The sequence below is a fragment of the Paenibacillus wuxiensis genome, from assembly GCF_040195695.1.
GTDB classification, from domain to species: Bacteria; Bacillota; Bacilli; order Paenibacillales; family Paenibacillaceae; genus Paenibacillus_B; species Paenibacillus_B suaedae.
Map to the genome: position 1 here is coordinate 218,447 of NZ_JBEFZI010000005.1, position 14,611 is coordinate 233,057.

Consider the following 14,611-nt stretch of genomic DNA (forward strand, 5'->3'; position numbering starts at 1 on the left):
GGATATACACTCCTTTTCATCGCTTATCATTTAGTGATTCAGTATCCGGCTAAGGAATAGCTGGGCACGCTCTTCGCGCGGTTTTGTAAAAAAGGAAACAGGCTCTGCTTCTTCGACAATCCTTCCCTGATCCATGAACACGATGCGATCTGCTACTTCCTTGGCGAAGCCCATCTCATGGGTAACGACGACCATCGTCATGCCTTCCTTCGCAAGCGTCCTCATAACGTCGAGTACTTCTCCGATAGTCTCAGGATCGAGTGCCGATGTAGGCTCATCGAACAGCATAATTTTGGGCTTCATCGCGAGTCCTCGCGCAATGGCAACACGCTGCTGCTGACCACCAGACAGCTGAGAAGGGTAGGCGTTCGCCTTATCAGCAATGCCAACTTTGTCCAAATACAGTCTTGCTGCTTCCTCTGCTTCTTGCTTAGACATGCCTGCTACCTTTATCGGGGCGAGTGTAATATTTTGTAGCACCGTTTTATGCGGATACAGGTTGAAGTGCTGGAAGACCATGCCGATATTGCGCCGCAGTCGATTAATGTCAGTAGACTTGTCGTTTACGCGTATCCCGTCGACAATGAGCTCGCCGTCGGTAATCGTTTCGAGTCGGTTAATGCAGCGAACCATCGTGCTTTTCCCCGAACCGCTTGGGCCGATGACGACAACGACTTCCCCTTGCTTGATCGATAAATTAATGTCCTTAAGCACATGAAAGCTGCCGTAATGCTTATTGATTTGGTGGAAATGTATCATGGGCCTCCTCCTTTCGCCGATCTATGGATTCGGATGCGGTATAGCACACAGCGTAATGGAAAAACAACTGAAAACGACGGAATCCTACAGCATGAGTGTAGAATATTTTTTTGAGTTATGCGGTTGACAAATGAGAAGTGCCGTAATACATTGTATGAGGAAAAACAAACAAGCTTTGTTAGGTGAGGCTCCTATACGAACAGAGGCCACTGCCCAGAAATATCGAGAGATGCCCATGGGTAGAACAGGAATTGTCGGATTAAGGCTCTTCTTAAGGTGGCTAAGGGAATGAATCCCTTTACGTTGTATAGTGCTGAAGCTCGACGAGGAGGGCTGGAACGGGATAGGCAATATCCCAGTTCTTTATTTGCGCATGCGTAACCCTTCGGCGAGCCGAAGGGTTTTTTTCGTATGATGAATCAATTAGACAGGAAAAGGCGGTGATTACGCATGGACGGAAGCCCGAGTCCGAAGACACAATTGCATAGCTTTGTGAAACCTTGGAACGGGAGAACCTTGATTCTCCTTGCTTTCCTATGCGTTATTCACTTGCCGACACCGATACATGGGATGGCTTATTTCGTCATGTGAGGAAATGGAAGTGCCATTCAGAAGTACTGCACTTCCGTTGCTCCGCGATGAAATTCGTTCAGCCCGACCGTAACCGGCTATATACTTGTGGAGAATGACAGCTTTGATTGGTGATCGAAGATCATGTCATATCGGCAGCAGGGTACTCGTATGTGCGTTTGTACATGGAGTATTCAGACTTTGGATAGTCGAGGTCTGCTGGTATGAACCATATCCACAAGCGAGTGACATCCGTGAAAAGATGAGGAATTTCCCCTCTTGTGCGGAAGAAGTATGCGCATGCAGACAGCAAGGAAATGAAGGTTCGGGTCATGCAGACCTCCCTGTAGGCAGGGAGGTCTTTTTGCGTACTTTGGTGCATGAGAAGGAGGAATTCACTATGGAAATGAAGGTTAATCAAACTAAACGTAAATGGCCTAAATATGTGTCGCGCAGAGATGCAGATAAGGAAAATGCGAGGCTGGAACAGCGTCTCATCGAGGCATCGGAGTCTCATGTCGATGATGTGCTGGAAGAGTTGAAGACGAAGCCGTACGGCTTGGACGAGATGGAGGCAATGCGCCGCTTGGAGGAGTACGGCCCTAATCAGGTTGCGTATGAGAAGCCGCCTGCTTGGTACATTCAGCTGCTACGATGCTTCAAGAATCCATTCATTCTTGTTCTGCTCGGTCTGGACGTATTCTCGGTGCTTACGGATGATACAGAGGCCGTTATTATTATTTCGACAATGGTCACGATAAGCATTATCATTACGTTCACGCAGGAATTCCGCTCTTTGCGCACAGCGGAGAAGCTGAAGGCGATGGTGAAGACGACAGCCGCAGTTATTCGCGGCGGGCAGAGCCGTGAGATTGATATGGAGCAGCTCGTTCCTGGGGATATGATAAGGCTCGCGGCAGGCGATCTCATTCCTGCAGATATACGCCTTCTGTCTGCCAAGGACTTGCTTGTTATGGAGTCGGCGCTGACGGGAGAAGCGATGCCGGTAGAGAAGCGGGATATTGGGGTCCTGCCTGAACAGCGCCGCATTAAGGCGATTAAGACAGCTAAGCAGGCGTTGGAGCTAGATAATATGGCGTACATGGGGACGACGGTTGTCAGCGGATCCGCGACAGCAGTTGTCATTGCGACAGGCTCGCAAACGTACTTCGGCGCGATGGCGCACAGCTTGGTCGGAGCACGGCCCATGACGAGCTTCGAGCGCGGCATCAACAGTGTCAGCTTCGTACTTATTCGCTTTATGCTGGTGATGGTGCCGATTATCTTTTTTATCAACGGATTCTCGAAGGGCGACTGGTGGGATGCGCTGTTCTTCGGATTGTCAGTCGCTGTAGGATTAACGCCGGAAATGCTGCCCGTCATCGTGACGTCGAATCTGGCGAAGGGTGCGATGGCGATGTCGCGCCAGAAGGTAGTCGTGAAGCGGCTTAATGCGATTCAGAACTTGGGCGCGATGAATGTGCTGTGCACGGATAAGACAGGAACCTTGACGCAGGACAAAATTATACTGGAGAAGCATTTGAACATCCATGGGGAAGAAAGTGAACAAGTGCTTCGGTACGCGTACTTGAACAGCCGATATCAGACAGGGCTCCGCAATCTGCTCGACCATGCGGTCGTAGAGCGGGCAGAAGAGCAAGGCCTTGCAGGTCTGGATCTGGATTATACGAAGGTTGACGAGATTCCATTCGACTTCAATCGCAGACGGATGTCTGTGGTCTTGTCTAGAAAGCAAGGGGAACATGTTCTGATCTGCAAAGGCGCAATGGAGGAAATGCTCTCAATCAGTGATTCCATGCTAGATGGCAAACAGGTCGTTGGCTTGGAGCAGGATATGAAGCAGCAGTTGCTGCGCAAAGCGAATGAAATGAACGAAGATGGGCTTCGCGTCATTGGTGTAGCGATGAAAGTTCTGCATGATGGAAGTTCCCGTGAATCCTACAGTGCTGCTGATGAGCAAGGGCTTGTATTCGCTGGCTATATCGGCTTCCTCGATCCGCCGAAGGATAGTGCGGCCCCTGCAATTGCAGCGCTGCTTGAGCATGGGGTAGCTGTGAAGGTGCTGACTGGAGATAACGATGCGGTGACGCGCAAGGTGTGCCGCGATGTGGGCATCGACACAGGTCGTATTGTGCTAGGCAAGGAAATTGATGAGTTGAGCGATACGGCGCTTGCGGAGCTGGCTGACAAGACGACGGTATTCGCGAAGCTGAATCCGATGCAGAAGGCACGGATCGTTCGTGCCCTGCAGGCGAAGGGGCATACGGTCGGATTTATGGGGGACGGCATTAACGATGCAATCTCTTTGAAGGAAGCAGATATTGGCATATCGGTTGATACTGCGGTGGATATTGCGAAGGAGTCGGCAGATATTATTCTGCTCGAAAAGTCCCTTATGGTGCTGGAGAAGGGGATCATCGAAGGTCGCCGCACGTTCGGCAACATGATCAAGTACATCAAGATGACGGCCAGCTCGAACTTCGGCAACGTGTTCAGTGTACTCGGCGCGAGCTTGTTCCTGCCGTTTCTGCCGATGCTGCCGCTGCATCTGCTCGTGCAGAACCTGTTCTATGATGTGTCGCAGCTGTCGATTCCGTGGGACAACATGGATAAAGAGTTCTTGAAGAAGCCGCGTACGTGGGACGCGAAGTCGATTGGCCGCTTCATGCTGTTCATTGGGCCAACAAGTTCAATCTTCGACTTCCTCACTTATGGATTGATGATGTTCGTCTTCGCTGCGAATTCACCTGCAGATCAAGCCCTATTCCATTCCGGTTGGTTCATTGAGGGGCTGCTGTCGCAAACCTTGATCGTGCATATGATCCGTACGGAGAAGGTACCATTTATCCAGAGTCGGGCGAGCCTTCCTGTCATGCTGCTGACGGGGCTCATTATGCTGGCAGGCATTATGATTCCGTTCTCCGAGTTCGGAGAAGGGATTGGCCTAGTGCCGCTGCCATTGTCGTATTTCCCTTGGCTGGCTGCTATTCTGCTCGGTTACTGCATTTTGACGCAGTCCGTCAAGAAATGGTATATCCGCCGCTTTAATGACTGGTTGTAAGGATCGAGAATGTAAGGATTGACTGTAAGAACTGGCTGCAATTCAATTATCGATTCAATCTCGAACCTTGCTATCCTTTTCGATAAAAGCAAACAGATCGAGTTCAGCAGCTTCAATGCTCGAACTCGATCTGACATCATACCATCTACGATTTCTACAAGGGAGGCTATCAGACTAACAGCTAACGCTAGCTAACCATTTATGCGATAGCCCTCTATTCACTTCGTCTAACGCTGTAACATTACTGCATATTGTTTACGGTCTTCACGATATCCGATCCCGTGCCAAGCTTGTAGCCTTGGAGCTGGTAACGGATGCGGTGCTGATGATCCACGACAACAACGAGCGGGTATTCTTGCCCGTTCCATTCCGGCAAGGAAGGAAGCAGAGCTTGCAGAGCCCCTCCATCTTCATCCACGCTGTATGTTGTATGCTCCGGCATGCCCTCAAGCCTGAATTCGCCGCGATTGCGCTGCGTTTCTACCATAAGCGCAATCCGGCCTCCCCATTGATCGAGCTCTGCCTTGAGCTCGCGCAATTCTCGTGCGAGGTGCTTGGATGGCTCCCGTTCTGGATCGAGCCATGCAAGGACGATTCCTTGCTCGGGAATATTGAGATCCGCCTTCGCGGTCATGAGTTCCCACTGATTTGCCGTCACTGTACCGAGTACCGGAACATGAATCTCTTCCTTGCGGAACACGATAGGCACCGATGTTGATGTGCCTTCTTGCACCGAGAAGAAGGTTTGGCGAACTAGCACCGTTCCGTCGCTAAGGCGAGTTCCCGTTGTCATTCGATAGTCGCCGCTCGGCACCTCGTAAGGCTTGTCGTACATATCTTTTTCCCCATATGGGAAGGTCAAGGTACGGTAACTACCCTTCTCGAATCGAGAAATGGTGAAATTCAAGTAATAGGCAGCTTCTTGATCTCCTTCTCCTCGTGTAAATACGACGGAACCAGTAGCGGCAGCTTCCATAGGCGTCTCGACGGCATCCTGATGGAACAGGGCATCTTGCCACGCGCCATCCATCCAGAATTGCGGACGTGTATTCAGCGGCTCAAGTCGCGCTGGGATTCCGATGCTGCGCGCGATCGCCACGAAGCATACATCCCGGCTTACGCGGTCAGCCAGCTTCAATTGAAATGAGCCGACTGGCGTAATCATGCCATTGTAGCGATCGATCCGGCCTTCAAGTGTTATGTCATTGGCCAAGCGCTCAACCAGCTGCTGTGGATTGACTGTATAGGCAGCCTTCTCCTCAGCCGTTAGATTGGCTTGGAAGAATGCGCGATAAGGCTTGATCATTTCATAATAGGCACGCGGACAGAGCACATAGGTTGCGAATAGCTCTTCATCCTTCACCTGCTGCAGATAGGGAAGGGCACCCTCCAAATGATCGCACAGTGTCTCGCACATCGTGTCTTGTGTATCCTTCTCGTGCAGCGATTCGAGCAGTCGCAGCGGCCATTCGCCATGCTCCGGTGTGCAGGATTCGAGGAAAGACGCTATTTCATGACTGTTCCCACGTGCATGGCGAACTACCGTCCATACACGATCTGCAGGCAGGGAGAGCTTGCGCGCCAATTCCCCAGCCTGTTCTTCATTCATAAATGTAGCTTCGTATACGGCGCGTGTTGCTGTACCGTGCTGGACGCGGTTATCGTTCGCCTGACATTCCTCGTCTGTCATCCGATCTTCACTCTTGTCTGGAATCTCTGGCGGCGGCACCATATTGAATTCTAATACTTCGTGCTCCGGTGGCTCAGACTGGAGCGTTACTGTGAAAATATCCGCATCTCCGACCGAAATATGGCGGAAGCCGTAGCCTTGCTCGTTGCGTACGTGGATAAGCAGGTCGCCATATCCCGTTGTGAATGCTACTTGTCCATCCGCGTCGGTTGGCAATGTCGTAACAGAGTAGAATTCAGCGAAATTGTACATTTGGAAATGAACTTCGGCCGGTGTTGCTTCTCCTTTCTCATTCACGACTTGTATTGTAATGGTCTTGCGCGGCGCATAATTGCCGAGCAGGTTGATCTCGGTATACCAAGGGTGGCTGGAACACGTTTCCTCGGGCCCGTTATAATCAGCAGGAACGCGCGTATGCACAAGCATGGCGCGGCGTGAAGGAGCCTTGAACCAGCCTTCGTTCAGGCGTCCCTCCGGCTCACATGCACCGAGGAAGTACCATGTGCCATCAGCCCAAGCTTCCACCCATGCGTGGTTCGAATCACAATGCGCCCAGCGCGGCGTGTAGCATTGGCGCGCCGGAATGCCGACACTGCGCAGTGCGGCGACGGCAAGTGTCGATTGTTCCCCGCAGCGGCCTAGAGCCGTACGCATCAGGGTCAGTGGAGATACGGTACGCTGATTCGTGCCGACATAGGTTGCTTTCTCATGACACCAGTAGTTCGTTTCCAAAATTGCATCAACCATGGATTTATCCTTCACGCGATCAACGAGCTCGTGATAAATCACTTCGCGATTGTCGTCGATATTCTCATTGTTGACCCGGTAGGGGAGGACAAAGTTCATGAAGATGTAATCTGGAATGTCTTTTCCCCAAGGAAGCGCCTGACGTGTTGCTAGAGTGTGGCGCACATGAGCTAGGAAGAAATCCCCGTTATAGTCAGCCAAGTCGTGAATTGGCATGTAGGCGTACAAGTATTTCAAGAGTAAGCGTTCTTCCCCGGTCAGTTCTTGATTGAATACACCGAACAGCTCTGCTGAACGGTGCTTGGCTAGTTCTTGTTTATAATGAAACTTATCTTCGATCTGTTGAAGGAATGTGCTATCTGCGTAGCCAGTTGTACTCGTCATCTTGTTCATCAACTCCGTGTGTGGAATGTCTGTGATGCAGTGATGGTTCATGTATGATTGTTAGTCCGGTCGAACTTGGTCATTGGAACATCGGTTACTAGTTACTGGTTATGTTATCGATAACCACAAGAAATGCAGAGAACGGATGTGCCGAAGGCTTGGAGCATGCATGCTGCAGCAGCAAACCTATTCGCGCCACACCTTCCCATCCTCTTGAATGCGAATCCACTGCAGTCCGTCCTGTGACTTGGCAGACATGAGGAAGGTTCCGCTTGTTGTCTCAATGACAGGTTCAATGCTGCACACCTCTTCGTTCGTTAACACCGACAAGGTGGATGCATAATTTCCATGCGCTGCATAATGCTGACGCTGGCGGTAATAGAGCTTACGCAGCTCCCACTTGATCAGCTCATCTTGCGTAAGTTGGAAGATGGGTTCTGGCTGATTCGCCTCGGCGAAGACGACGAAGCCCCATAGCTCTGGATAATGCATATTAATAATGCCTTGCGGGCTCCATACCCAGTTATACTCTGGATAAGGGGCGTTCGTATCCGGATTGATTGTCTTCACGTACTTTCCGTGCTGCACTTCAGCACGCCACTCGACACGGGAGAAGTTAATGCGCCAATACTCTTCATGACGCGGCAAGCGTCCCTCTGGCGCACATTCCTTCAGCACGCTCCAAGGCATGGCCACTTCAATGCTCCAACCCTTGTTGTCTGCATTCGGATTGTTCACTTCGCCATCAATATGAACGGCAGTGCGAATGCCGCGAATATCCCAGGAATTAATAGGCGGACCGCCATCACGATATGGCTTCGGCAGCAGCAAGTCCCATATCGTGTTGAAGGCGTTCATTTCGAACTCATAGTAGTTATGCGTGTCGCCGTCGGGATCAATGAAAATCTCGAAATCATTATCGTAGAAAATGACGGAATCTCGCTCCGTCAATGTCGCCCATATCTGATCTTCTTCCATTTCGGCACCGAAGTATAAATACTCGTCATCCCATAACATTTTGACCCGTGTGCGCTTGAACGGCCGTGGCTTCAAATCTCCCTCAATATCGACAAAGTCGTCTGTCCACGGGGCATTCGCCCAAAAAGGCTTATCCAATCGTCCATCAAGCTGTAACGGTTCTGCTGTGCGGTGGCAAATGTAATGCTTTGGCTCGAATACGATATTCGGTTCAGGAACGCCGCTTCTATCCATCTTCCATCCTCCTCTAGATGAATGCATGTGGTAGGTGTTGGAGAACACACAAATACGCAAATATGGCAATGAAGATAAAACTTATCCTTATACTAGATGGATATAATCGGATATTCAATAGGGAAAAGCGATTTTCGGCGAAAAAAAGTTATCGGTATCACAAAATGTCGAACATGTCGGTTTTGCTGTTGTATCTGAAGATAAATAAAGAGAGCATCCATGAAGAATGCCCTCTTCGTAACTGAGTATATTTTCTATCCATAGTAACAACGATTGCTTATGCTTGCTTCATGAAGAAGGCAGCAGGCTGAGTTAGAAAATGCCACCTTTTCTATATCGGGGCACTATCTATGTTATCTTGCGGTTTACCAAGCGCGTTCGTAAGACTTCGGCTTAGGCAGTTCAGCACGAAGTGCTCGTGCGGCCCGCAGCGGCCAGTATGGGTCACGCAGCAGTTCACGTCCGAGAAGGACCAGATCCGCACGGTCATTACGGACGATCTCTTCTGCTAGAGCTGGCTCGGTAATAAGGCCGACTGCTCCCGTAGCTATGCCAGCCGACTGACGAATGGCATGCGCATAAGGCACTTGGTAGCCGGGGAATACATCGATTGGATGCGGTACTACCGCGCCGGAACTGCAGTCAACGAGGCTGACGCCTTGATCCTTCATGCGGCGTGCATAGTCGATATAAGCTTCCAGAGAGTTGCCTCCATCTGCATACTCATTGGCCGAAATACGCACGAACACGGGGCCTTCCCAATTGAGGCGCACTGCATCGATTACATCGCTTAAGAAGCGATATCTTCCTTCTGTGCTTCCACCATACATGTCCATGCGCTGGTTCGTAAGCGGGGAGAGGAATTCATTGATCAGGTAGCCATGAGCACCATGGATTTCTACGATATCGAAGCCTGCTTCCTTCGCTCTACGAGCGGCTTCTGCGAATGCCTTCACCGTCCGGCGAATCTGCTCCTGCGACATTTCTTCAGGCACTGCGTAATCCTCACTAAATGCAATTGCCGATGGAGCAATTGCGCCTGGAACGGTAGCCTTGCGGCCTGCATGGGCAAGCTGGATTGCGATCTTGCTGCCATGGGAATGCACCAGATCAGTAAGCTTGCGAAGGCCCGCAATTTGATCGTCGCTCCAAATCCCTAAATCACGAGCACTGATACGACCTTCTGGTGTGACGGCAGTCGCTTCCACGATAATAAGCCCGACTTGCCCAACTGCACGAGAGGCATAATGGACCAAGTGCCATTCCGTTACTTTGCCATCTTCATCATCACATGCATACATGCACATCGGAGACATAGCAATCCGGTTCGGGATTGTAACTCCTCCGATCGTTATCGGTTCAAACAAGCGAGACATGTGTAAGTATCCCTCCATCTCCATTGGAACTAGATCATTGATCATTCACTCATGACTATTATACGCCCGTCCAGACAGCAGGCACAAATGACGGACTGTTGAACCTTTATTTATTGACAAGCTTAGAGGCTTGCTTTGTTTGCTTCGTTAGCCATGTCAGGCAATCCGCGGTGATCTCGTCGCGGTTCGTTTCATTGAGCAGCTCATGGCGCGCACCCGCATAGAGCTTGCATTCGACTTGTTCCAGCCCAAGTTGTCCATATAGATCCGCCAGCTTGCGGACACCCTTGCCGTAGTTGCCTACCGGATCTTTATCGCCTGCAATAAGCAGCACAGGCAGCTGCTTCGGAATGCGGTTCATGGCCTCGGGACGATGGATATTGCGCAGCAGCTTGAAGAAGTCGCGATAGAATCCGACCGTGCTTAGAAATCCACAGTAAGGATCTGCAACATACTTATCGACTTCCTTCGGATCACGGCTTAACCAGTCTACCTGTGTGCGTGCTGGCTTGAATTTGCGATTGAAGCTGCCGAACGCCATCTTATCGATGAAGGTACTGCGATGGCGAGATCCCTTCATGGAAGCGATCAACTTCGTAACACCGACACCTGCTAGCAGCTCAGAACCGCGAGGGCCATTGCTTCCGCATAGGATGACGCCGTCTATCAGGCTCGCATGTTCTGTTATATATTGCTGAGCGAGGAAAGAGCCCATGCTATGCGCGAACAGAAACAGTGGAATATCGCCATTCTGCTCTCGAATCATCTTGGTGAGCTGCGCCATATTGCGCACCATCCACGTGAATCCGTCCTCGCCAACATAGCCCAAGTCTTGCTCTGTTGCTGCTGTAAGGCCATGACCGCGATGATCATTGGCGTATACAATATAACCTGCAGCCGTAAGCTCTTCGGCAAAGCGCTCATAGCGAATCGCTGTTTCGGTCATCCCATGAGCGATTTGTACCACGCCTCGAACCTCAACTGTGTCCTCGGGCATCCAGTGGTAGACATGAATCCGTACTTGTTCTTCATCTATAAATTGAAAGGTGTTCGTTCTCATCAGATTGCCTCCTCATCGGCATTTGTTCCGTTACCCTTTTCTTACATTATATCGAGAGCTTTGAATCGAAAGCTACGTTATTTTCTAACTGCATCATACACGGAATTCATTCCACTATGGTATGATACATTACAAATAGGACTGAGGGAGGCGGTATAGATGTTCACACCGACACTATATACTGGCGATAGAGCCAAGGATTATCCCGTTATCAATGGACAGCTGTCCGCATTAATCGCAGGAGAGCCGAATTTCATTGCGAATTTGTCCAATGCAGCTGCGCTATTGTGGCATGGGCTTAAGGATATTAACTGGGCTGGATTTTACTTGATGGATGAGGAGAAAGGGGAGCTTGTGCTCGGGCCGTTCCAAGGACTGCCTGCATGTGTAAGAATTCCGCTTGGCCGCGGCGTGTGCGGAACGGCGGCGAAGGAGCAGCGTACAGTAATTGTGCCGGATGTTCATGCATTTCCCGGACATATTGCCTGTGATGCAGCGTCACGCTCCGAAATTGTTGTCTCACTGATAAAGGAAGGCAAGCTCATCGGGGTACTGGATATCGATAGCCCGATTACGGATCGCTTCAATGAACAGGATCAAGAAGCGTTGGAGAAGCTGGTCAGTGCGCTTTTAGCAGAGAGCCAATTGTAGACGTTTCGATTTGATGCGGAAAATAGAAGATGGTGCTGCATGAAGGGAAGGAATATCGTTCTAGAATACCTCTACAGCACCATATAGTAAATATAGGTAAATTTATTTTAGTGTTGAAACAATAATTTGACTTCTCTATAATATTTGGTGTCAACAAAATTTGCTGGTGTAGCTCAGGGGTAGAGCAACGCATTCGTAATGCGTGGGTCGGGGGTTCAATTCCCTTCTCCAGCACCATGTAATGTCGATAACGGCGCGGTTTCCGAGCAATCGGAGATCGCGCTTTTCCCTTTTTTAGGGGCAAAATCCCCTCTTGTACGACAACTCCAACGCCAGATTCCTTTTTGCTTCAAAAGGGAAATACTCATGTAATGTATGTGCTCGTCACATTGCCACAGCATTAATAATTACTTGTACCTGGTGAGGTCATCCAACCAAATACGCTGAATAACATAAGCCATTGCACAACGACTAGCAAGTAGATAGACCGCAAAGTCTTGCGTTGTTGACTTGAAACACGTTCATGCCATAATCCGCCGCTCTTTTCCAACTTCATTATTTGATAGAGATACACATTTAGTCCGAACCATAGTACGATTCCGATTGATCCCCAGCCTACTGAACTTTCATATTTATATAGGAGATAGGATATAGAGAGTTGAGAGATCGCGATGATGGTTGCCCAGATGATAATAAGTGCTGTATCAGTGGCCATGCTCTTCTCCTTTGCTTATGGGAAACAGTACATAAATAATAATCTGCAGGATGAACATCCATAGGATGAACAGCATCGAGTTTATGTTAATAGAGTTCCACACCATGCCTATCACGGAAGAAGGCTCCGTGAAGATATGGATAGAATGGAAGCGCAGAAATCTGCCTATATAGATACCGAGACTGCAGAGCATCATAAATACTACGATGCATAGTTTCCTATATTTCACTGTTGCTAATAAAAGATTGAGTTGGTTGATGATAAGCGTGTGATAGTATACGGCTAACAATACTCCAGCGATCAACACGGTGAAGTTCCACCATTCTTTAATGGCCAGCCCGTCCATATAGTTGAATCTGAATATTTTTAAGTGGATTAAGTCTGTAATGACATACAGAATATTAGGCGCCATCAGAATAAAAAGGGTGTATATGAGAATCGTTCCAGGAATCTCGCGTCTGCTTTTTACCTTGAATAGCGGCAGTAAGAAAGAAAGCTCCAAAGCAGCGAACGCTAAAAACATGTTCAAAATCATAAAAGAATACTTCGTATCGAAGAACAGAAGTACGAATAAATAGAGGAAAAACCCAATACGTGCTTTTGAACGGTTACTCATGTATCGACTCCTTGATAGGGAAGTAGGTTTAGATAACAGTATAATGCAGCATAGGGAGGGGGACAACTAGCGGCGAGCAAGCAAACTTGTTGCTTAGATTGGATTGCTGAGTGGGGGGAGAACTAAAGCATGTTGCTTAGCGATGAACGCTTCTCACCGAGTAACGTTCACCGCTTTCCTTTTAGCAAAATCAATTCTTAACAGGCGTAAACACACCATTATGATAGGTTCCAAGATCATAGTTGTTAATCGTAATGGTATGCGTAAGCTCATTCCAATCTGGTGCAACGGCATCCATGCTGTACATTTCCAGACACCACTCATATTGATCTCGCGCTGCTTGCATGAACGTGGTTACAACATTGTTCAATTCTTTATCAGATAGAGTGAACTTCCCAGACCCCGCATATTTAGTGCTAAATTTGGACTGAGTGCGAACGTCTATGGTCGTGCCGCTCGTTCCTTTGCGATAGACGATATCGTCGAAGTAGATTTTATCTAATATCAAATGATCGGATACAACGTTTTCCTCCATGTCATGCTGAATATTTGCATACAAGAGATTGTTCTGCAGTTGATTGATCGTAAATCGCTGTTTGCTGCTGTCTCTTTTTAGTTCCTCATAGTCCGCTTGCAATTTAGAGAAGGATTGCTGCAGCTTCTCTGTGGCTTCGTTGACTTTATTGCTCTGTACCCATGCGTAGATAGATATGGCGATTGCACAGCAGGTTGCAAGTATAGAGATAACTACAATGCTGGAAGAAAGGAATCTTCCATTGGCTGTAGACTCCGATTGCTCAAGGATCCACTTATCATCCATTTCTGTTTTCTCCTATCATGTAACTTCCTTTGTGAGATGACTGACTTCGATTACAGGAAAAAACCCGTAGGACAGCTACGGGCGCATAAATCGATATCATGATCTATAATTATTTTGGAACTTCATTGGTGACTACTATGAGATGGGTGAACGTCCCGCCAACCTTGTTATCAACTTCCATCCGTCCCGTTACTAGCCCAGAAATCGTAACCTCGTCGCCAACTTCGATATCTCCGCTTGGAACAAGACTCAAAAAGTCAACAATGACTTCATCTTCGGTGACAATAATAATCTCCGAACGAAGAGGAACTTCGTCGCTAGGTGGATAATCGGTGACTAAGCTCACTACACCAGTGAATTTTACCAATTTCCCATAATAATCCCACGGAGTCTTATGTACCTTAGCGGGTACAGCTTTCCCGGATGCTGGAAGCTTCTTGCCAGTCAGCAGCAAGTCCGCTGCAAACTCTATATTGCCATTTGTCTCCGCATCTACATCGGTTACGTTCCAAGTTGTATTGGCCTCAGATTGTTCCGTTTCTGCGGCTTGAGCTGCTTCCTCAGCAGCTTTTTTTTCTGCGGCTTCTTTATCGGACTTTTCTTTTTTTAATTTGTCGGCTTCTGCTTTTAATTTTTCATTCTCTTCTTTTAGTTTCTGCTGCTCAGCAGCCGATTCTTTCGGAGCACTTGCGTCTTTTCCACTGCAAGCAGTGAGCATCATAAAGCTGGAGGCGATTAGTAAAATGACAGCTAATTTCTTCAAGCGTGCATCTTCCTTTCGTTATTCCCTTGAAAAGGGAGAGTAGCGCCGAAGCAAGTCGCTAGACTTATTCGATTCTATGAGTCAATTGTACCATCTTCCATTTCTGGGGCGAACTTATTTAATGTTTATTTCACTATAAACTGGGAATATGCATTCAATTTCTAAC

The 14,611-nt window shown here is 48.7% G+C and carries 12 protein-coding genes, 1 tRNA gene and 1 riboswitch; of the genes, 3 read left to right on the plus strand and 10 right to left on the minus strand.

Annotation, left to right across the window (positions count from 1 at the left end; translation table 11 throughout):
• Positions 1–30 precede the first annotated feature (30 nt).
• Positions 31–759 carry an amino acid ABC transporter ATP-binding protein gene (locus tag ABN764_RS12625; protein WP_268626539.1) on the minus strand — a complete coding sequence of 243 codons (729 nt, stop codon included), beginning with the start codon at positions 757–759 and terminating at the stop codon, positions 31–33.
• 167 nt (positions 760–926) lie between these two features.
• Positions 927–1,098, plus strand: a riboswitch (M-box (ykoK) riboswitch).
• 373 nt (positions 1,099–1,471) lie between these two features.
• Complete coding sequence (locus ABN764_RS12630; protein WP_028533527.1) at positions 1,472–1,663, minus strand: hypothetical protein; 192 nt, start codon at positions 1,661–1,663, stop codon at positions 1,472–1,474.
• 66 nt (positions 1,664–1,729) lie between these two features.
• Between ABN764_RS12630 and mgtA the strand changes: the two genes are divergently transcribed.
• Entirely contained in the window at positions 1,730–4,411 is a 2,682-nt protein-coding gene (gene mgtA / locus ABN764_RS12635; RefSeq protein WP_446672070.1) for a magnesium-translocating P-type ATPase, read from the plus strand.
• A 241-nt stretch (positions 4,412–4,652) separates the two neighbouring features.
• Here mgtA and ABN764_RS12640 read toward each other — a convergent pair whose 3' ends face one another.
• The 4 genes from ABN764_RS12640 to ABN764_RS12655 all read right to left on the minus strand — a co-directional run bounded on the left by ABN764_RS12640 (position 4,653) and on the right by ABN764_RS12655 (position 10,880).
• A complete protein-coding gene (locus ABN764_RS12640; protein WP_446672071.1) occupies positions 4,653–7,232 on the minus strand; it encodes a transglutaminase-like domain-containing protein in 2,580 nt (859 codons plus the stop codon).
• A 186-nt stretch (positions 7,233–7,418) separates the two neighbouring features.
• Positions 7,419–8,444: a carbohydrate-binding family 9-like protein gene (locus tag ABN764_RS12645; protein WP_446672072.1), complete on the minus strand. Its 1,026-nt coding sequence runs from the start codon at positions 8,442–8,444 to the stop codon at positions 7,419–7,421.
• Positions 8,445–8,809: 365 nt separating this feature from the next.
• Positions 8,810–9,820: an NADPH dehydrogenase NamA gene (gene namA, locus ABN764_RS12650; protein WP_021256284.1), complete on the minus strand. Its 1,011-nt coding sequence runs from the start codon at positions 9,818–9,820 to the stop codon at positions 8,810–8,812.
• A 106-nt stretch (positions 9,821–9,926) separates the two neighbouring features.
• Positions 9,927–10,880, minus strand: a complete 954-nt coding sequence (locus tag ABN764_RS12655) for an alpha/beta hydrolase (protein ID WP_446672073.1) — start codon at positions 10,878–10,880, stop codon at positions 9,927–9,929.
• A gap of 159 nt (positions 10,881–11,039) precedes the next feature.
• On the opposite strand from ABN764_RS12655, the gene msrC reads away from it, so the two are divergent.
• On the plus strand, positions 11,040–11,531 hold the full coding sequence (gene msrC / locus ABN764_RS12660) for a free L-methionine (R)-S-oxide reductase MsrC (RefSeq protein WP_446672074.1): 492 nt from the start codon (positions 11,040–11,042) through the stop codon (positions 11,529–11,531).
• 162 nt (positions 11,532–11,693) lie between these two features.
• Positions 11,694–11,768 (plus strand) — tRNA-Thr (locus tag ABN764_RS12665).
• Positions 11,769–11,931: 163 nt separating this feature from the next.
• On the opposite strand, the gene ABN764_RS12670 is transcribed toward ABN764_RS12665, so the two are convergent.
• The 4 genes from ABN764_RS12670 to ABN764_RS12685 form a co-directional block, all read right to left on the minus strand.
• Positions 11,932–12,246, minus strand: coding sequence for a hypothetical protein (locus tag ABN764_RS12670; RefSeq protein ID WP_446672075.1), 315 nt, complete (start codon positions 12,244–12,246; stop codon positions 11,932–11,934).
• Positions 12,236–12,862, minus strand: a complete 627-nt coding sequence (locus ABN764_RS12675; RefSeq protein ID WP_446672076.1) for a DUF1361 domain-containing protein — start codon at positions 12,860–12,862, stop codon at positions 12,236–12,238. The genes ABN764_RS12670 and ABN764_RS12675 overlap by 11 nt, the downstream gene beginning before the upstream one ends.
• A gap of 190 nt (positions 12,863–13,052) precedes the next feature.
• Entirely contained in the window at positions 13,053–13,682 is a 630-nt protein-coding gene (locus ABN764_RS12680; RefSeq protein WP_446672077.1) for a hypothetical protein, read from the minus strand.
• A gap of 109 nt (positions 13,683–13,791) precedes the next feature.
• The gene (locus ABN764_RS12685) at positions 13,792–14,445 is read right to left on the minus strand and encodes a hypothetical protein (protein WP_174809316.1); all 654 of its coding nucleotides are present in this window, start codon (positions 14,443–14,445) and stop codon (positions 13,792–13,794) included.
• Positions 14,446–14,611 lie beyond the last annotated feature (166 nt).

Bases quoted from the DNA above. Each gene is read 5' to 3' on its own strand.
- ABN764_RS12625 (WP_268626539.1), bottom strand. From the start codon at position 759: ATGATACATTTCCACCAAATCAATAAGCATTACGGCAGCTTTCATGTG.
- ABN764_RS12630 (WP_028533527.1), bottom strand. From the start codon at position 1,663: ATGACCCGAACCTTCATTTCCTTGCTGTCTGCATGCGCATACTTCTTC.
- mgtA (WP_446672070.1), top strand. From the start codon at position 1,730: ATGGAAATGAAGGTTAATCAAACTAAACGTAAATGGCCTAAATATGTG.
- ABN764_RS12640 (WP_446672071.1), bottom strand. From the start codon at position 7,232: ATGACGAGTACAACTGGCTACGCAGATAGCACATTCCTTCAACAGATC.
- ABN764_RS12645 (WP_446672072.1), bottom strand. From the start codon at position 8,444: ATGGATAGAAGCGGCGTTCCTGAACCGAATATCGTATTCGAGCCAAAG.
- namA (WP_021256284.1), bottom strand. From the start codon at position 9,820: ATGTCTCGCTTGTTTGAACCGATAACGATCGGAGGAGTTACAATCCCG.
- ABN764_RS12655 (WP_446672073.1), bottom strand. From the start codon at position 10,880: ATGAGAACGAACACCTTTCAATTTATAGATGAAGAACAAGTACGGATT.
- msrC (WP_446672074.1), top strand. From the start codon at position 11,040: ATGTTCACACCGACACTATATACTGGCGATAGAGCCAAGGATTATCCC.
- ABN764_RS12670 (WP_446672075.1), bottom strand. From the start codon at position 12,246: ATGGCCACTGATACAGCACTTATTATCATCTGGGCAACCATCATCGCG.
- ABN764_RS12675 (WP_446672076.1), bottom strand. From the start codon at position 12,862: ATGAGTAACCGTTCAAAAGCACGTATTGGGTTTTTCCTCTATTTATTC.
- ABN764_RS12680 (WP_446672077.1), bottom strand. From the start codon at position 13,682: ATGGATGATAAGTGGATCCTTGAGCAATCGGAGTCTACAGCCAATGGA.